This is a genomic window from Stenotrophomonas sp. YJH_SMC_21 (genome assembly GCF_059369555.1).
The window spans coordinates 293,748-311,455 of record NZ_JCAFSU010000003.1 but is presented as its reverse complement, the minus strand read 5'-3'; the positions used below and the strand labels follow the sequence as shown (position 1 = coordinate 311,455).

The 17,708-nt window shown below is 67.3% G+C and carries 14 protein-coding genes and 3 tRNA genes; 8 read left to right on the top strand and 9 right to left on the bottom strand.

The window, feature by feature from the left end; translation table 11 throughout:
* Positions 1–38: 38 nt before the first annotated feature.
* The gene (locus tag AC5P67_RS07035; protein WP_005408765.1) at positions 39–920 is read right to left on the bottom strand and encodes a helix-turn-helix domain-containing protein; all 882 of its coding nucleotides are present in this window, start codon (positions 918–920) and stop codon (positions 39–41) included.
* Positions 921–1,092: 172 nt separating this feature from the next.
* Here AC5P67_RS07035 and emrR point away from each other — a divergent pair, with 172 nt between their 5' ends.
* From emrR to emrB, 4 genes are read left to right on the top strand one after another with little or no spacing between them, the layout of a single operon-like run.
* A complete protein-coding gene (emrR, locus tag AC5P67_RS07030) occupies positions 1,093–1,536 on the top strand; it encodes a multidrug efflux system transcriptional regulator EmrR (RefSeq protein WP_005408766.1) in 444 nt (147 codons plus the stop codon).
* Positions 1,533–3,026, top strand: a complete 1,494-nt coding sequence (emrC, locus tag AC5P67_RS07025) for a multidrug efflux transporter outer membrane subunit EmrC (protein ID WP_033834101.1) — start codon at positions 1,533–1,535, stop codon at positions 3,024–3,026. The genes emrR and emrC overlap by 4 nt, the downstream gene beginning before the upstream one ends.
* Before the next feature lie 11 nt (positions 3,027–3,037).
* Positions 3,038–4,219, top strand: a complete 1,182-nt coding sequence (emrA, locus tag AC5P67_RS07020; protein ID WP_021204129.1) for a multidrug efflux MFS transporter periplasmic adaptor subunit EmrA — start codon at positions 3,038–3,040, stop codon at positions 4,217–4,219.
* Positions 4,220–4,226: 7 nt separating this feature from the next.
* Complete coding sequence (gene emrB / locus AC5P67_RS07015; protein ID WP_005408769.1) at positions 4,227–5,813, top strand: multidrug efflux MFS transporter permease subunit EmrB; 1,587 nt, start codon at positions 4,227–4,229, stop codon at positions 5,811–5,813.
* Between the two features lie 111 nt (positions 5,814–5,924).
* On the opposite strand, the gene AC5P67_RS07010 is transcribed toward emrB, so the two are convergent.
* The 3 genes from AC5P67_RS07010 to AC5P67_RS07000 form a co-directional block, all read right to left on the bottom strand.
* Complete coding sequence (locus AC5P67_RS07010; protein WP_060380684.1) at positions 5,925–6,203, bottom strand: hypothetical protein; 279 nt, start codon at positions 6,201–6,203, stop codon at positions 5,925–5,927.
* Between the two features lie 321 nt (positions 6,204–6,524).
* Positions 6,525–6,609, bottom strand: a tRNA-Leu gene (locus AC5P67_RS07005).
* A 50-nt stretch (positions 6,610–6,659) separates the two neighbouring features.
* Positions 6,660–7,559, bottom strand: coding sequence for a LysR family transcriptional regulator (locus AC5P67_RS07000; RefSeq protein ID WP_060380514.1), 900 nt, complete (start codon positions 7,557–7,559; stop codon positions 6,660–6,662).
* A gap of 99 nt (positions 7,560–7,658) precedes the next feature.
* Between AC5P67_RS07000 and AC5P67_RS06995 the strand changes: the two genes are divergently transcribed.
* Positions 7,659–8,405 carry a sulfite exporter TauE/SafE family protein gene (locus AC5P67_RS06995; protein ID WP_049395410.1) on the top strand — a complete coding sequence of 249 codons (747 nt, stop codon included), beginning with the start codon at positions 7,659–7,661 and terminating at the stop codon, positions 8,403–8,405.
* 49 nt (positions 8,406–8,454) lie between these two features.
* On the opposite strand, the gene AC5P67_RS06990 is transcribed toward AC5P67_RS06995, so the two are convergent.
* Together AC5P67_RS06990 and AC5P67_RS06985 are read right to left on the bottom strand one after the other, a co-directional pair.
* Positions 8,455–8,539 (bottom strand) — tRNA-Leu (locus tag AC5P67_RS06990).
* 205 nt (positions 8,540–8,744) lie between these two features.
* Positions 8,745–8,829: transfer RNA gene (locus tag AC5P67_RS06985), tRNA-Leu, on the bottom strand.
* Between the two features lie 128 nt (positions 8,830–8,957).
* On the opposite strand from AC5P67_RS06985, the gene rnr reads away from it, so the two are divergent.
* From rnr to rlmB, 3 genes are all read left to right on the top strand, one after another.
* A complete protein-coding gene (gene rnr, locus AC5P67_RS06980; protein WP_060380821.1) occupies positions 8,958–11,417 on the top strand; it encodes a ribonuclease R in 2,460 nt (819 codons plus the stop codon).
* Between the two features lie 94 nt (positions 11,418–11,511).
* Positions 11,512–11,994: a GFA family protein gene (locus AC5P67_RS06975; RefSeq protein ID WP_005408774.1), complete on the top strand. Its 483-nt coding sequence runs from the start codon at positions 11,512–11,514 to the stop codon at positions 11,992–11,994.
* Between the two features lie 151 nt (positions 11,995–12,145).
* A complete protein-coding gene (rlmB, locus tag AC5P67_RS06970) occupies positions 12,146–12,889 on the top strand; it encodes a 23S rRNA (guanosine(2251)-2'-O)-methyltransferase RlmB (protein ID WP_005408775.1) in 744 nt (247 codons plus the stop codon).
* Between the two features lie 163 nt (positions 12,890–13,052).
* Here rlmB and AC5P67_RS06965 read toward each other — a convergent pair whose 3' ends face one another.
* From AC5P67_RS06965 to AC5P67_RS06955, 3 genes are read right to left on the bottom strand one after another with little or no spacing between them, the layout of a single operon-like run.
* Complete coding sequence (locus AC5P67_RS06965; protein ID WP_495214420.1) at positions 13,053–14,492, bottom strand: efflux transporter outer membrane subunit; 1,440 nt, start codon at positions 14,490–14,492, stop codon at positions 13,053–13,055.
* Entirely contained in the window at positions 14,489–16,447 is a 1,959-nt protein-coding gene (locus tag AC5P67_RS06960) for a MacB family efflux pump subunit (RefSeq protein WP_495214419.1), read from the bottom strand. The genes AC5P67_RS06965 and AC5P67_RS06960 overlap by 4 nt, the downstream gene beginning before the upstream one ends.
* Positions 16,444–17,688 (bottom strand): efflux RND transporter periplasmic adaptor subunit, encoded by a 1,245-nt coding sequence (locus AC5P67_RS06955; protein WP_005408778.1) that lies wholly within the window; start codon positions 17,686–17,688, stop codon positions 16,444–16,446. Before AC5P67_RS06955 ends, AC5P67_RS06960 begins: the two co-directional genes overlap by 4 nt.
* Between the last annotated feature and the right edge of the window lie 20 nt (positions 17,689–17,708).

Here is a 17,708-nt window from a genome sequence, read left to right as displayed (position 1 = left end):
GGAGGCGGCGACGGCGGTCGCCGCTCGCAATCCTGTGATTATCCGGATGCGGCGGGGGATGCCAAGCCACGTGCAGGGTCCAGCCCGGTTTCCAGGCCGTGGCCGGCCCGCGCCAGGTAGCGCCCCGGTGGCAGCCCGAAGTGGCGGCGGAACACGGTGACGAAGGCACTGGCGCTGCTGAAGCCCAGTGCATGGGCGATGTCGGCCACGCTGCGGCCATCGGTCAGCTGGCGCAGGGCTTCGGACAGGCGGGCCTGTTGCCGCCACTGGGCGAAGCTGAGCGTGGTCTCGTCGCGGAAGTGACGGGTCAGGCTGCGCGGCGACAGGCCGGCCCAATGCGCCCATTCGGCCAGGCTGCGCTCGTCGGATGGGTCGGCCAGCAGCTGCGAGGCGATCTTCAGCAGGCGCCGGTCGTGCGGCATCGGCAGGTGCATGCGCTGGCGCGGCGCGGTGCGGATCTCGTCCAGCAGCACCTCGATGATGTGCTGGCGCTCGGGCGTGGTGTCATAGCCCAGCGGCCATTCGCAGATGCGGTCGGCCAGCGCCTGCGCCAGCTTGGACAGGCCCAGTACGCAGGGATCGGCGGGCAGGGTGGCGCAGGCCGGCGCGGCCAGCGCCATGCCCCAGCCGCGCAGCGGACCGTCCAGGGTCACCGTATGCGGCTCCAGCGGCGGCATCCAGCCGGCCGAACCCGGCGCCAGCGACCACGTCCCGTGCGAGGTGCGGGTGGTCAGCAGGCCACGCTCGACACAGATCAGCTGGGCGCGCTGGTGGTGGTGCCAGTCCACCTCCCGGACCAGCCCCTGCGGGCTGTCAAAGCGGAAAGCGACCACCGGTGGGCCATCGTTGCGCTCGAACCAATCCAGTGCGTCGTCCCTGAGCAGGCGCTTGGGAGCGGGAATTTCTGCCTTGTTCATCATGTCCGCTGGCTGAAATGTGTCATCCATTGGCTGAATTGTACTACCGGGCCACCTGACCAGATCATTAAGGTAGGCGCCTTCATTGATCCAGCCCACTGCTGCAACACAGCATTCGATGCCAGATCGAATATTTCCATTGAGAAATATTTTTTTTGGAAGAGAATGCTCCCCCATGATCTGTCCTGCAACCACTCCCCCCAGTTTCGGCCTGCTGCTGCGCCAGGTGCGCGACGGCCTGGTCCGGCAACTCGACGCGTCCATGGCTGAAGAAGACCTGGGTATCGGCTTCACCCACTACATCGGGTTGAAGGTGCTCTCGCACATGGCCCCGTGCACGGCCAACGAACTGGCCCAGGCCATCGACCAGGTACCCAGCGCAGTCACCCGCCTGCTGGACAAGCTCGAGGCACTGGGCTGCGTCCGCCGCGAACCGCATGCGCAGGACCGGCGTGCGCTGCAGATCGTGCTGACCGATGAAGGCCGCGCATTGTGGGCGCGGTTGAAGCTGCGTGGCGACGCGGTGATGGATTACGCCCTGCGTGATCTTTCCGCCGACGAGCGCACGCTGCTGCTGTCCCTCCTTACCCGAATCCGCGATTCCCTGACGACCCCATGAACCCGATCCCGCATTCCACTCTCCGCCGGTCCGGGCGCGCGCTGCTGGTGTCAGCGCTGGCCCTGGCCCTGGCCGCCTGCGCCAGCAGTCGTGGTCTCAACCCGCAGGGCCACGTGCTTGACGTGGACAGCCTGCACAGCGAACGCACCCTGGCCGACACCGACCTCAGCGCCACCGGCTTCCCGGCGCAGGACTGGTGGAAGGCGCTGGGCGATGCGCAGCTGGACGCGCTGGTCGCCGAGGGCCTGGCCGGCCACCCGAGCCTGGACGCCGCCGACGCGCGCCTGCGCCAGGCCCAGGCCCAGGTCGGCACCGCACGTGCCGATGAGCTGCCCAGCCTGTCGGTGTCCGGTGGATATACCGGGCTGCGCCTGCCTGAGTCGATGGCAGGCAGCGAGATCGGTGGCCATTACGCCGGCAGCAGCCAGGTCGCCTTCGACTTCAGCTATGGCGTGGACCTGTGGGGCGGCAAGCGCGCCGCTTGGGAAGCGGCCGTGGACGGCGCGCATGCGGCCACCGTCGAGGCCCAGGCCGCACGCCTGAACCTCTCCACCGGCATCACCCAGGCCTATGCCGACCTGGCCTACGCCTGGCAGCTCAACGATGTGGCCGAGGAAGAGCTGGCCCGTTCGCAGAAGTCGCTGGAACTGACCCGCCAGCGCCGCCGCGCCGGCATCGACAGCGATCTGCAGGTGCGCCAGGCCGAGGCCCGCGTACCGGCCGCGCAGCAGCAGGTGCAGGCCGCACAGCAGCGGATCGACGCGGCCCGCACCGCACTGGCCGCGCTGGTCGGCAAGGGCCCGGACCGTGGCCTGTCGATCCAGCGCCCGCAGCCGCTGAACCCGGTGGCGCTGCAGCTGCCGGGCGTGCTGCCCAGCGAACTGCTGGGCCGTCGCCCCGACATCGTTGCCGCACGCTGGCGCGTTGAAGCGGCCGACAAGCAGATCAAGGTTGCCAAGACCAGGTTCTACCCGAGCTTCAACCTGACCGCGCTGGCCGGCGTGGTCGCCCCGAACGTGGGCGACCTGCTGAAGAGCAGCTCCACCTTCGCCTACATCGGCCCGGCGCTGAGCCTGCCGATCTTCGAAGGCGGCAAGCTGCGCGCCAACCTCGCCAACACCGATGCGCAGTACGACCTGGCGGTGGCCAACTACAACCAGGCCGTGCTCGACGCACTGCGCGACGTCGCCGACCAGGTCAACGCGGTGCGCTCGCTGGCGCAGCAGGCGCACTCGCAGCAGCAGGCGGTGGATACCGCACGCTCGGCCTTCGACCTGGCCCAGCAGCGTTACCGCGCCGGCATCGGCAGCTACCTGGACGTGCTGACCGCGCAGTCCACCCTGCTGCAGTCGCAGCAGCAGCTGGCCGGCCTGCAGTCGCAGCAGGTGCAGTCCTCGGTGCGCCTGAGCAAGGCGCTGGGCGGTGGTTTCCAGCCCGCTGACGCCGACCGCGCACCGATCGCCTCCCATTCCGATTCCTCGCATTCCTGAAGATCTCCGACATGAGCCAGACCCAAGACACCGCGGCCCCGGCCGCCCCCAACCGCCGCGGCAACCTGCTGCGCGGCCTGTTCGTGATCGTCGTGCTGCTGCTTGCCGCTTTGGCGCTGTGGTACTTCATGTTCGGCCGTTGGTTCGAAGAGACCGACGATGCCTACGTGCAGGGCAACCAGGTGCAGATCACCCCGCTGGTGGCCGGCACCGTGGTCGCCATCAATGCCGATGACGGCATGCGCGTGGAGCGCGGCCAGCTGCTGGTGCAGCTGGACCCGTCCGACACCGCAGTGGCGCTGCAGCAGGCCGAAGCCAACCTGGCCAAGACCGTGCGCCAGACCCGCGGCCTGTACCGCAGCGTGGAAGGCGCGCAGGCGGACCTGAACGCCCGCCAGGTGACCCTGAAGCGCGTGCGCGAAGACTACGCCCGCCGCAAGGACCTGGCCGCCACCGGCGCCATCTCCAACGAAGAACTGGCCCACGCCCGCGACGAGCTGGCCGCGGCCGAAGCCGCCGTGGCCGGTTCACGCGAGACCGTCGAGCGCAACCGCGCGCTGGTCGACGACACCGTGATCGCCACCCAGCCGGATGTGCAGGCCGCCGCTGCGCAGCTGCGCCAGGCCTTCCTCAACAATGCCCGCGCCGGCATCGTTGCGCCGGTCTCCGGCTACGTCGCCCGTCGTTCGGTGCAGGTCGGCCAGCGCGTGCAGCCGGGCAATGCGCTGATGGCCGTGGTGCCGACCGAGCAGATGTGGGTCGAGGCCAACTTCAAGGAAACCCAGCTGCGCCACATGCGCCTGGGCCAGGAAGTGGAGCTGAAGTCGGACCTGTACGCCGGCGACGTGAAGTACAAGGGGCGCATCCAGAGCCTGGGCCTGGGCACCGGCTCGGCGTTCTCGCTGCTGCCGGCGCAGAACGCCAGCGGCAACTGGATCAAGATCGTGCAGCGCGTACCGGTGCGCATCGCCATCGATGCCAAGCAGCTGGCTGAACACCCGCTGCGCATCGGCCTGTCGATGAAGGCTGAAGTGAGCCTGCGCGACCAGAAGGGCGAAGTGCTGCCGAGCACTCCGGCCAAGGGCACGGTGTTCGACACCGACGTGTATGCCAAGCAGCTGCATGATGCCGACGAGGTGATCCACACGATCATCCAGGGCAACTTGCCGCAGCAGCAGGCGAAGGTGGGCTGAGGTCGCCATGTCCGCACAAGCTCCAGCCGCGCCCGGCGCTCCGGGCGCACCGGCGGCGCCGGGTGCGGCCTCCGGGTTCCTGCCGCCCAGCGTCGCACTGTGCACTGTGGGCCTGGCGATGGCCTCGTTCATGCAGGTGCTCGACACCACCATCGCCAACGTCTCGCTGCCGACCATCGCCGGCAATCTCGGCGCCAGTTCGCAGCAGGCGACCTGGGTCATCACCTCGTTCGCGGTCAGCACGGCCATCGCGCTGCCGCTGACCGGCTGGCTCAGCCGCCGTTTCGGCGAACGCAAGCTGTTCGTCTGGGCCACGCTGGCCTTTGTCATCACCTCGCTGCTGTGCGGCCTGGCGCAGAGCATGGGAATGCTGGTGCTGTCGCGTGCGCTGCAGGGGTTCGTGGCCGGCCCGATGTACCCGATCACGCAGTCGCTGCTGGTCTCGATCTATCCGCGCGAGAAACGCGGGCAGGCATTGGCACTGCTGGCGATGATCACGGTGGTTGCGCCGATCTGTGGCCCGATCCTCGGTGGCTGGATCACCGACAACTACAGCTGGGAGTGGATCTTCCTGATCAACGTGCCGCTGGGCATCTTCGCTGCGCTGGTGGTGGGCAACCAGCTGAAGGGGCGCCCGGAGCAGATCGAGAAGCCGAAGATGGACTACGTCGGCCTGGTCACCCTGGTGATCGGCGTCGGTGCGCTTCAGCTGGTCCTCGACCTGGGCAACGACGAGGACTGGTTCTCGTCGATGAAGATCGTGGTGCTGGCCTGCGTGGCGGTGGTGACACTGACGGTGTTCCTGATCTGGGAGCTGACCGACAAGGATCCGATCGTTGACCTGAAGCTGTTCCGGCACCGCAACTTCCGCGCCGGTACGCTGGCGATGGTGGTGGCCTACGCAGCGTTCTTCAGCGTGGCGCTGCTGATCCCGCAGTGGCTGCAGCGTGACATGGGCTACACCGCGATCTGGGCGGGCCTGGCGACGGCGCCGATCGGCATCCTGCCGGTGATCATGACCCCGTTCGTGGGCAAGTATGCGTCGCGCTTCGATATGCGCATGCTGGCCACGGTCGCGTTCATCGTGTTGTCGATGACCAGCTTCCTGCGATCGAACTTCAACCTGCAGGTGGACTACATGCACGTGGCCGGCGTACAGCTGATCATGGGCATCGGCGTCGCGCTGTTCTTCATGCCGGTGCTGCAGATCCTGCTGTCGGACCTGGATGGACGCGAGATCGCGGCGGGCTCCGGCCTGGCCACGTTCCTGCGTACGCTGGGTGGCAGTTTCGCGGCGTCGCTGACGACGTGGCTGTGGGCGCGGCGCACCCAGGTGCACCATGCCGACCTGACCGAGCATATCTCGGCCTATCAGCCGGGCATGCAGGACCAGGTCACCGCGATGGGGCAGGGCGACCTGCAACATGGCGCAGCGGTACTGAACAACATGATCAACCACCAGGCATCGCAGATGGGCTTCAACGACATCTTCTTCCTGCTGGGCTGGATCTTCCTGGCGATCATTACGTTCCTGTGGCTGGCCAAGCCGCCATTCGGCGCAGGCGCAGGTGCGGCCGCCGGTGGTGGACACTGAAACTCCCTGGAAACACCGTGCTGTATTTTGACCCCGCCGCGAGGCGGGGTTTTTGTTGGGGTGACGCTGGTCGCACGGGCATTGCCATCGGGCTGGTGCAGCGGCGCAGGTTCAGCGCGTGCGATAGACGCGCTTGAACACCAACCGATCACGGAACAATCGGGAAATGGCCCACATGCCCGCCACAAGTACGGCGCCACACGTGAGCCAGCCGGCAGTGGCCTGCAATCGGCTGCCGACCAGGGCGCCGCAGATGATGGCGGCGACAAAGACCAGCATTACGGCCTCCTTCGATGCGCCGTAGTGGACCTCGGCCTGGCATCCCACGCATACGCGTACGCCGTGATTCGAGCCGGTGTGGCAGTGAGGGCAGATGATATTGCGCTGCATGGAGGCATCCTTTTGGGGAAGGGGGCGCTGGTCAGGTCGTGGCGATAGACCTGCAACCGGCTCCCGTAAATCTGCCTCCCGCCGAAAAGGAATCGGGTGGATCTCGACTAGGAAAAGTACGAATTGAACGGGGAACGTGAAGTGCGCCCCAAAAGGGGGCCGTTCAAGGTCTGGTGACGACGCGCCGGGAGGAGGTATGCACCAGCAGGCGACGCCTGGGTGGTGCGAGATACGACAGTCCGAGTGGCGGTTGCGATGCCAGGATCGCCAAACCCCGGAAACGAAAAAACCCGCTTTCGCGGGTTTGATCATCTTGAGTCGTGGTGCCCAGGAGAGGACTCGAACCTCCACGGTTTTACCCGCTAGTACCTGAAACTAGTGCGTCTACCAATTCCGCCACCTGGGCGACTCAGGAGATGAATTGTGCGGGACGGCAGAGAGTGTGTCAACAACATTTCACACTTTTTTCTGAGGCTGCACGCCCAGGTGATGCAGCAGGCTGCGCATCGCCGGTGACAGCTGCGGCCACTCGGCGAAACAGGCGCACAGGCGGCGTTGTGCCCACGCATCTGCAAGCGGCACCGCAATGGTATGCGTACTGCGTCGATGCTGGCGCGCAATGGTACGCGGCACGATACCGACACCAATGCCGTGGCCGACCATGATGCAAACGCCGTCGAAGGTCTTCATGCGGATGCGCACGTCCAGCCGGCGACCGATGTCGTGCGCCTGGTCTTCGATGTAGGTCTGCAGTGCATTGCCATCGGCCAGGGCAACGAAGGTCTCGCCGGCAACATCGGCGAAGGCCACGCTGCGCCGCGATGCGAAGCGATGGTCTGCGGGCAGCAGCATCACCAGCGGATCTTCGGCGACCACATGCTGCTGCAGGCCGGCAGCGTCGACGGCATCGCTGATGATGCCGGCCTCGGCCTGGCCAGCACTGATCGCACGCACGACTTCAGGGCTGGTGCGCTCCAGCAGTTCCACGTGCAGGCGCGGGCGTTCGGCCAGCCATGGCGCGAGCCGCGAGGGCAGGTAGTTGGTCAGCGCTGCGGTGTTGGCATACAGATGCAGGGTGCCGCGCGCACCGTGTGCAAACGCCTGCAGTTCACCGCGCAGCTGTGCCTGCTGCTGCAGGATCAGGCGTGCATGGTGGGCGAGGGCGGCACCGGCTTCGGTCAGGCTGACACCGCGCGGATGCCGGTTCAACAACGCGGTGCCGGCATCGGCTTCGATCGTGCGCAGGCGTTCGCTGGCCGACGCCAGTGCCAGGTTTGCCTGCGCTGCGCCGGCCGTGATGCTGCCCGCCTCGGCAATCGCCAGGAACAGGCGCAGGTCGGCGATATCCATCCGCATGTGATGCCCTCATCGCAACGGCTGCGCCTTCGGATCAGCCGAAGGCGAGGCCGGGAAGACCGCATTGTGCGCCTGGCTACGGCCCGATCCAATGACGGCATGAATGAATCGACGTACTTCTATCTGTTGCTGGTGGTGGTGTTCGTGCTGGCCGGTGTGGTCAAGGGTGTGACTGGGATGGGGTTGCCGACGGTGGCGATGGGGCTGCTCGGCAGTACGCTGTCGCCGGTGGCGGCGGCGTCGATGCTGTTCATTCCCACCTTCGTCACCAATGCGTGGCAGCTGTTGTCGGGGCCGTCGCTGGGCCACATCGTTCGGCGGCTGTGGCCGATGATGCTGGCGGTGGTGATGGTGACGCTGGGCTCGGCCGCGCTGCTGGTGCGGGTCGATCGCACCTGGTCGCGCGTTGCGCTGGGCGTGGCATTGGTGGTCTATGCCGCCTATGCGTTGCTTGCGCCGGTGTTCCGCGTGCAGCAGCGGCGCGAGCGTTGGCTGGGGCCGCTGGTGGGGGCGTTGTCGGGCGTGGTGACCGGCGCCACCGGCGTGTTCGTGATGCCGGCGGTGCCGTACCTGCAGTCGCTGGGGTTGCAGCGCGAGGAGCTGGTGCAGGCGTTGGGGCTGGCGTTCACGGTGTCAACGATTTCGCTGACCGCCGGCCTGGTGCTGCATGGCGCATTCGGCATCCAGCAGCTGGGGCTGAGTGCGCTGGCGGTGCTGCCGGCATTGCTGGGCATGTGGCTGGGGCAGGTGATCCGGCAGCGCATCAGTGCGCGGGTGTTCCGGGGCTGCTTCCTGGGTTTCCTGCTGCTGCTCGGGCTGGAACTGGTGCTGCGGCCGCTGCTCTGATGCCGGGCATGAAAAAACCCGCTCTCGCGGGTTTTTCTCATTCTCGACGTGGTGCCCAGGAGAGGACTCGAACCTCCACGGTTTTACCCGCTAGTACCTGAAACTAGTGCGTCTACCAATTCCGCCACCTGGGCGTCGAGGAGCGAGATTATGGGGTGTTGTTACGGGGGTGTCAACACTTTTTCTGGATCCGGTGTCGGACGTCGTTTCGCCTGCGGAGCGGGCTCTGACCCCATCTCACTCGCTTGGGGTCGGAGCGCTTTCCTTCGGAAAGGAATTCGGCCCCGTTGCTGGATTGCAGGCAAAAAAAATCCCCGCCGAAGCGAGGAGTTTTTTCGTTGGTGCCCAGGAGAGGACTCGAACCTCCACGGTTTTACCCGCTAGTACCTGAAACTAGTGCGTCTACCAATTCCGCCACCTGGGCGTTCCAGAGGCGCAATTGTGAAGATGAATCCGCAGGCTGTCAACGACTTCCTGAATATTTTTCACGCAAGGCCTTCAGGACGGCCACTGACCCGTTCTGCACGCCGTCAACGGCTACCATGTAGGGCGATGACTACCAAAAAACCAAGCAAGGGCGGGAGCACCTCCCGCGGCCAGGCCCCGAAGAAGGGCGCCAAGGCGGGCACGGCCCGCGCCACCAAGCCGGGCAAGCCGTTGCCGGGCTGGTTCCCTGAATTGAATGAAGGCGGCGCACCGCCGCGTGGCCGCAAGGTCCGCAGCAGCGACGCACCGGGCCCGGCCCCGGGCCGCAAGTTGCCGCCGACCGGCAAGGTGATCGACGATCCCTATGCCGCCCGCGAAGCAGAGAAGTACGAACAGCCCATCGCCAGCCGCGAAGCCATCCTGGCCCTGCTGGAGCGTTGCGAAGGGCCGCAGACGGCAGAGGAACTGGGCGCACGCCTGGGCCTGACCGCCCCGGACCGTGCCGAAGCACTGTCGCGCCGGCTCGGCGCCATGGTCCGCGACGGCCAGCTGGTGCAGAACCGCCGCGGCGGCTTCGCCCCTATCCAGACCCTGAACCTGGTCACCGGCGTGGTGATCGCCAACCCGGAGGGGTTCGGCTTCCTGCGCCCGGTCGAGGGCGGCGACGACCTGTTCCTGCCGCCGTATGAAATGCGCAAGGTCATGCACGGCGACAAGGTGCTGGCCCGCGTGACCGGCATCGACCACCGTGGCCGCCGCGAAGGCAGCATCGCCCGCGTGCTGGAGCGCGGCATGACCCGCCTGATCGGTCGCTTCAGCATCGAGATGGGCATCAACTATGTGGTGCCCGACGACAAGCGCGTGCAGCGCAACGTGCAGGTGCCGCCGGACCAGACCGGTGGTGCGCGCGACGGCCAGCTGGTGGTCTGCGAACTGACCCAGGCGCCGGACAGCCGTCGCCCGCCGATCGGCCGCATCATCGCCGTGCTCGGCGACAAGCTGACCGCCTCGCTGGTGGTGGAGACCGCCATCCACGGCCATGAACTGCCGTTCGAGTTCCCGCAGGAAGTGCTGGACGAAGCCGCCTCGGTGCCGCTGGTGGTCGAGCCGGCGATGATCGGCGACCGCGTGGACCTGCGCAGCATGCCGCTGGTCACCATCGACGGTGAAGATGCCAAGGACTTCGACGACGCGGTGTACTGCGAGCCGAACGCCGATGGCTTCCGGCTGGTGGTGGCGATTGCCGATGTCTCCAACTACGTCCGGCCCGGCACGCCACTGGACGAAGAGGCGCAGAAGCGTGCCACCTCGGTGTACTTCCCGGGCTTCGTAGTGCCGATGCTGCCGGAGACGCTCTCCAACGGCATCTGTTCGCTGATGCCGAAGGTCGACCGCATGTGCTTCGTCTGCGACATGCAGATCGACCGCGACGGCCTGGTCACGCATTCGCGCTTCTACGAAGCGGTGATGAACTCGCATGCGCGCCTGACCTACACCCAGGTGTGGAAGGCGGTGGGTGAGGACGATGCCGATACCAAAGCCTGGATGGGCGACCTGCTGCCGCAGGTGCAGCGCCTGCACCAGCTGTACAAGGTCCTGTCCAAGGCGCGTGCCAAGCGTGGCGCCATCGAGTTCGAAAGCAGCGAAGTGCGCTTCGTGCTGGACAACCGAGGTGAAGTGACCCAGGCCGGCATGCTGGTGCGCAATGACGCGCACAAGCTGATCGAGGAATGCATGATCGCGGCCAATGTGGAGGCGGCGAAGTACCTGCTGTCGCGCCATGTGCCGGCCCCGTACCGCATCCACGAAAAGCCGCCGGAAACCAAGTACGCCGACCTGCTGGAATTCCTCAAGGAGTTCAAGCTGAGCCTGCCGCCATGGTCGAAGGTGCGCCCGGGCGATTACACCAAGCTGCTGAAGAAGATCCGCGACCGCCCCGATGCCACGCTGCTGGAATCGGTGCTGCTGCGCAGCCAGAGCCTGGCGATCTACAGCCCGGAAAACCACGGTCACTTCGGCCTGGCGCTGGAGGCGTACGCGCACTTCACCTCGCCGATCCGCCGTTACCCCGACCTGCTGGTGCACCGCGCGATCAAGCACGCGCTGTCCGGCAAGCCGCTGGACAAGTTCACCTACAACGCGCGCGAAATGGCCGCGCTGGCGCTGCAGTGCTCCGAGCGCGAGCGCCGTGCCGATGAAGCCGAGCGCGAGGTCGACGAACGTTACCGCGCGGCGTGGATGGAAAAGCACGTGGGTGGCCAGTTCGATGGCGTGATCAGCGGCGTGACCAGCTTCGGCCTGTTCGTGGAGCTGGATGAGTCGAAGGTGCAGGGCCTGGTGCACGTGACCCAGCTGCCGCAGGACTATTACAAGTTCGACGCCACGCGCAAGACGCTGACCGGCGAGCGCCGCGGCAGCAGCTACCGGCTGGGTGACCGCGTGCGGATCCTGGTACTGAAGGCCAGCATGGAAGAGCGCAAGATCGACTTCCGCCTGGTCGAACACAAGGGCGAGGACGAAGGCGATGGCCTGCCGCCGCTGCCGGAGCGTGGCAAGCCGGCCAAGCGGAAGAAAGAGAAATACTGATGACCGTGGTAGTGCCGGCCGCTGGCCGGCATCCATGGCACCCTCGGCACCGACGGGTTGCCGGCCAGCGGCCGGCACCACCAGGAGACATCGCATGCAAGGCCAACCCGAATACAGTGGCGGCTGCCAGTGCGGCGCGATCCGCTTCCAGGTGCGTGGCGCGCTGACCGACAGTTCGATCTGTCATTGCCGGATGTGCCAGAAGGCCTTCGGTGCCTACTACGCACCGCTGGTGTCGGTGCGTGGCGTGCAGTTCAGCTGGACCCGTGGCCAGCCGCGCTATTTCCAGTCCTCCAACGTGGTGCGCCGGGGCTTCTGTGCCGACTGCGGTACGCCGCTGAGCTACGAGGCGCCGGACGGCGTGGCGGTGGCGGCCGGCGCCTTTGACGAACCCGAGCGCCTGCCGCCGACGATCCAGTACGGGGTCGAGCGCAAGCTGCCGTTCGTCGATACGCTGGCCAGCCTGCCGGCCCGTCGTACCGAGGAAGACATCGCGGCGCTGGAGTTCCTGGCCACCATCGTGTCCCATCAGCACCCGGACCACGACACGCCGCACTGGCCGCCGCGCAGCCGGTAACGCCCCTGTAGCGCCGAGCCCAGGCTCGGCTGGCAGGTCGCCGCGGCCTCAGCCCGGCAGCGAGCGCAGGCTCGGCTCAACAGGGGCCCCGCCGCAGCGCCCGGCCCGCCGATGCTCTACCATAGCCACCCCCTTTCCGGTCCCCGCCCGCATGAGCAAGAACAGCCAGTGGATCGTCGGCGTCAACGCCGTCGCCTCCTCCATCGAGAACGACGCCGAGAACGTCCGCGAAGTGCTGGTCGAGGCCGGTGCGAAGAACCCGCGCCTGACCGAGATCGAGGAAAACGCCCGCCGCAAGGGCATCGACGTGCGCAAGGTGAACAGCCAGGCGCTGGACGGTGTCGGCGGTTCGGTACGCCACCAGGGCGTGGCCGCGCGCTATGCCGCCGCCCGCACTTACAGCGAGAACGAGCTGGAGGGCCTGGTCACCGCAGCCGAGGGCAAGGCCCTGCTGCTGGTGCTGGACGAAGTGCAGGACCCGCACAACCTTGGCGCTTGCCTGCGCTCGGCGGCTGCCGCAGGCGCCACTGCCGTGATCATCCCCAAGGACAAGTCGGCCACGGTGAACGCGACCGTGCGCAAGACTTCGGCCGGTGCCGCCGATCTGATCCCGGTGGTGGCGGTGACCAACCTGTCGCGCTGCCTGAAGGACCTGCAGAAGCAGGGCGTGTGGATCTACGGCCTGGCCGGCGAAGCCACCGCTTCGCTCTACCAGCTGGACCTGAAGGGCAACATTGCCCTGGTGCTGGGTGGCGAGGCCGATGGCCTGCGCCGCCTGACCCGCGAGAACTGCGATGGCCTGGTCAAGATCCCGATGCCGGGCGAGATCGAGAGCCTGAATGTTTCCGTCGCCGCGGGCGTCAGCCTGTTCGAGGCCGTGCGCCAGCGCGGTTGATTTCGGGGTCGGATCTCTTTTCCATGTGCCGTGTCGACCAAGGTCGACACCTACCGGGCCGTTGCCGTGTCGGCCAAGGTCGACACCTACCGGGTCGTTGCCGTGTCGACCAAGGTCGACACCCACCGGGTAGTCGCCAACCCGGGTTGGCGCCCTTGCCGCCTCACCCCGCGCTGCCGCCCAGTGCCTTGAACAGGGTGACGTCGTTGTTCAGCTGGCCCTGGCGCACGCGCGCCAGCGACAGCTCGGCATCACGCCGGGTCTGCTGCGCTTCCAGCCAGGTGCGCAGGTCGGTGGCACCTACGCGGTAGCGCACTTCCTGCGCGCGCTCCACTTCCACTGCTTCGTCGTACGACGCCTGCGAGGCCGCCACCTGGCGCGCCAGCTGCTCTCGTGCCGACAGCGCGTTGTCCACTTCCGACAGCGCGGTGTACAGCGTCTTGCGGAAATTGGTCGCGGCGATCTGATAGCTGGTGCCGGCGATGTCGGTATCCAGCTGTGCGCGCTGCAGGTTGAGGAACGGCAGCGACAGGCCGGCGCCCAGCGTGGCCACCGGGTTGCGCAGCACGTCACCCAGCGACGTTGCACTGGAGCCGAGGCTGCCGGTCAGGCTCAGCGCCGGGTAGTACTGGGTAGCGGTCACCTTGATGGTCTTCAGGCTGTTGCGCAGGCGAAGTTCGGCCGCGCGCAGGTCGGGACGGCGGCCGAGCAGCTCGGCCGGCAGGCCTTCGTTGATCCCGGGGCTGCGTGCGCCCAACAGGTCCTGCGGTTCGTCCTGCTGCGGCCAGGGCGTGCCGTCCAGCAGCACGGTCAGTGCATTGCGCACCTCCACCCGCTGCTGTTCCAGCGCGCTCTGCGAGGAGCGCTGCGACTGCAGGTTCTGCAGCGCCTGGCGCACTTCCAGGCGCGATACCGCACCAGCATCGAAGCGGGCCTGCACCAGGTCGCGGGTGCGCTCCAGCCGCTCCAGGTTGGCCTGGCCGGTGGCGATGGACTGGTTGAGATAGGCCAAGTTCCAGTACTGGGTGATGGTGTCGCCGATCACCAGCAGCGCGGTGTTCTGCCGGTCTTCCTCGCTGGCCTCGGCTTCCCAGCGGGCGATGTCGCGCTGGGTGCGCAGACGGCCCCACAGATCGACCTCCCAGCCCAGCGAGACGCCGGTGGAATAGCTGCGGCGCCAGTCGTCGGCCTGATCGGTGGCGCGGCTGGCATTGCCGCTGACGCCGGACGACGAAGGCTGCGGCCACAGCGCATTGCTGGCCAGGCCGGCCTGCAGGCGCGACCGCTGCACGGCCAGGCCAGCGGCGGCCAGATCGCTGTTGGCGGCCAGCGCCTGCGCCACCAGGCGGTTCAGTCGTTCATCGCCGAAGCCCGTCCACCAGCTGTCCTGGCGGATGTCGCGGCCCGGTGTATCCAGGCTGCTGCGCGGGTCGTTGGCCGGTGCGTTGAGGGTGGCATCGCCACGGCCGTAGCTGGCCGCCACGTCGGGGGCCTGCACCGGGTAGCGGCCCACCGAGGCACAGCCTGAGAGGGCAAGCAGAACAGCGCCCACCAGCAGCAGGCGCGAGGGAGCAGGGAAGGGCAGTCGGGTCATCATCTTCATTCGCGGGCCAGGGCCTCCACCGGGTCCAGCTGCGCGGCGTTGCGCGCGGGCAGGAAGCCGAATGCCACGCCGATCAGGGTCGAGCAGGCGAACGCGGCAATGATCGAGGCGGTGGAGAACAGCACCTGGAAGTCACTGGCGAAGCGGCCGATCATCGAGCCCAGCAGCAGGGCCAGGCCGATGCCGAGCAGACCACCGAGCAGGCACACCAGCACCGCTTCGATCAGGAACTGCTGGCGGATGTCACTCTGCCGTGCCCCCACCGCCATGCGCACGCCGATTTCGCGGGTGCGCTCGGTCACCGAGACCAGCATGATGTTCATCACGCCGATGCCGCCGACCAGCAGCGCGATGGCGGCGATGGCGCCGATCAGCAGGGTCATCGTGCGCGTGGTCTGCTCGATGGTCTGGCGGATCTCGGCGCTGTTGCTGAGGAAGAAGTCCTCGGTGCCGTGGCGCAGGGTCAGCAGGCGGGTGATCGCTTCCTGCGCCGCATCCATCGGCGTGTCGTCGTCCACGCGCACGGTGATGCTGGAAACGTGGCTCTGGCCGAGCATGCGCGACATCACCGTGGTGTAGGGCACCCACACGCTGAGGCTGGTGCTGCCACCAAAGCCGAAGCTCTGGCGCTTGGCCACGCCGACCACGCGTGCCGGTACGTTGCCGAGCAGGATCACCTGGCCGACCGGATCGACATCGGGGAAGAACTGGGTCTGGGTGTTCTCGTCGATCACCGCCACCTGGCCGAGGCCCTTCACCGCATCGGTATCGAAGAAGCTGCCGCTGAGCAGGGTCACGCCCTTGACCCGGAAGAACTGCTCGCCGACGCCACTGACCTGGGCGGTGGAGGACTGGTTGCGGTAACGCGCGGTGACCGAGGTCGACACGCTGGGGGTGGCGCTGTCCACGTAGCTCTGCTTTGCCAGTGCATCGGCATCGCTGGCCTTGAGCGTCTGTACCCGCGCTGAGCGCATGTCACCGAAACCACGGCCGGGATAGACGTCGATGGTGTTGGTGCCGAGCGCGCTGATGTTCTGCAGGATCTGCTGCTGCGAGCCATTGCCCAGCGCCACCACCGAGACCACCGAGGCGATGCCGATGATGATGCCGAGCATGGTCAGGAAGGTGCGCAGCCGATGTGCGTTCATCGCCAGCAGGGCCATGCGGAACGCTTCGGTGAAGCGGTCACGGGCCGCCCGCCAGCTGTTGCCGCGGGCCACGCCGGTGCTGGCCTCGCGCTGCGCGCGGTAGGTCGGTGCGTTCGGATTGGTGCGGTCGGCGATGATCTCGCCATCGCGGATTTCGATGATGCGCTGCGCGTGTTCGGCCACGCTCATGTCGTGGGTGACGATGATGATGGTGTGGCCTTCGGCGTGCAGCTCGCCGAGGATCGCCATCACTTCCTCGCCGGATTTCGTGTCGAGCGCGCCGGTCGGTTCGTCGGCCAGGATCACCTCGCCGCCGTTCATCAGCGCACGTGCGATCGACACGCGCTGCTGCTGGCCACCGGACAGCTGGCCCGGCTTGTGGTGCATGCGGTCGCCCAGGCCCAGCCGCTGCAGCAGCTGCTCGGCGCGCGCGTTGCGCACTGCGCCCGGGCTGCCGGCATACACGGCCGGTACCTCCACGTTGCCGCGCGCATCCAGGTCGCCCAGCAGGTGGTAGCGCTGGAAGATGAAGCCGAAATGCTCGCGGCGCAGTTCGGCCAGTTCATCCGGCGCCATCCTGCCGGTTTCGCGGCCGGCCACCTGGTAGCTGCCGCGGGTAGGGCGATCGAGGCAGCCGAGGATGTTCATCAGCGTCGACTTGCCCGAGCCGGACTGGCCGACGATCGCCACCATCTCGCCGGCGTGGATATCCAGGTTGACGTCGCGCAGGACGGCGATCACATCATCGCCTGCCGGGAATTCGCGCCGCAGGTCGCGCAGGCGCAGCAGCGGCGCCTTCGTGCTCATCGGCGCGGACCCATGCCCGGGCCGCCGACCCGCATCTGCATGCCGCCGCGGTTGCCGCCGCCGGCGCTGGCACCGGCCGCACCGGCTTCGCCCACCACCACGCGTTCGCCTTCCTTCAGCCCGGACAGGATTTCGGCCGAGGCGCCGTTGTTGATGCCCACGGTGACCTTGCGCGGTTGCGGCTGGCCCTTGTCGTCCAGCACCCTCACCATGCGCTCGTCGCCGCGGCGCTTCGGTCCCAGCGCCACCGCCGGCACCATCAGCACGTCCTTGGCCTGCTTGAGCAGTACCGAGACCTGCGCGGTCATGTCGATGCGCAGGGTGCCGTCCGGGTTTTCCACGTCGAACAGCGCGTTGTAGTAGACCGCGCTGCTGGAACTGGAGCTGGACGAACTGCTGGAGCTGGACGAGTTCTCGTTGGCGATCGAGGCCGGCGCCGGATTGATCTGGCGCAGCGTGGCGTGGTACTTGCGGTCGGGGTCACCCAGGGTGGTGAAGTACACCGGCATGCCGGCCTTGATCTTGACCACGTCGGCCTCGGAGATCTCGGCGTTGACCGTGACCACGTCCAGCCGCGCCAGCATCACGATGGTGGGCGCGGTCTGGTTGGCGTTCACGGTGCGGCCTTCCTCGGCCACCACCGCCACCACGGTGCCATCCATCGGCGCGGTGATGCGGGTGTAGGCCAGGTTGGCGCGGGCGGTGCCCAGCTCGGTCTGGCGGCCCTTGATCTGCGCCTCGTAGGACTGCAGCTGGGCGCGGGCAGTTTTCAGCTGTGCTTCGGCGGCATCGTATTCCTGGCGCGAGGTGGCCTCGGCCGCCAGCATCTGCTGCTGGCGTGCGAACTCCAGTTCGGCCTGGCGCAGGGTGGCCTGCTGCACGGCGCGCTGGGCGGTGACCTGGTCCAGCGAAGCCTGCGCGTTGAGCACCTGGTTCTGCTGGGTGGTGGCATCGATCTCGGCGATCAGGTCGCCTTCCTTCACGGTATCGCCCAGCTGTACCTTCAGCGACTTGATCTGGCCCGAGGCCTGCGCGCCGACGCTGACCAGCTTGTAGGCGTCGATCACGCCGGTGGCTTCCACGGTCTGCTCGATGTCGCCGCGGCTGACCGGCGTGGTCGCCACCGCCGGGGCGGCGGGTTTGCGCAGCAGCCACCAGGCGGCGACGGCCACGATGAGGGCGAGCAGGGCGATCAGTATCAAGCGACCACGGCGGGTCGCGGGCAACAGGCGGAACGTCACGTCGTGGCTTCACTCTCGGG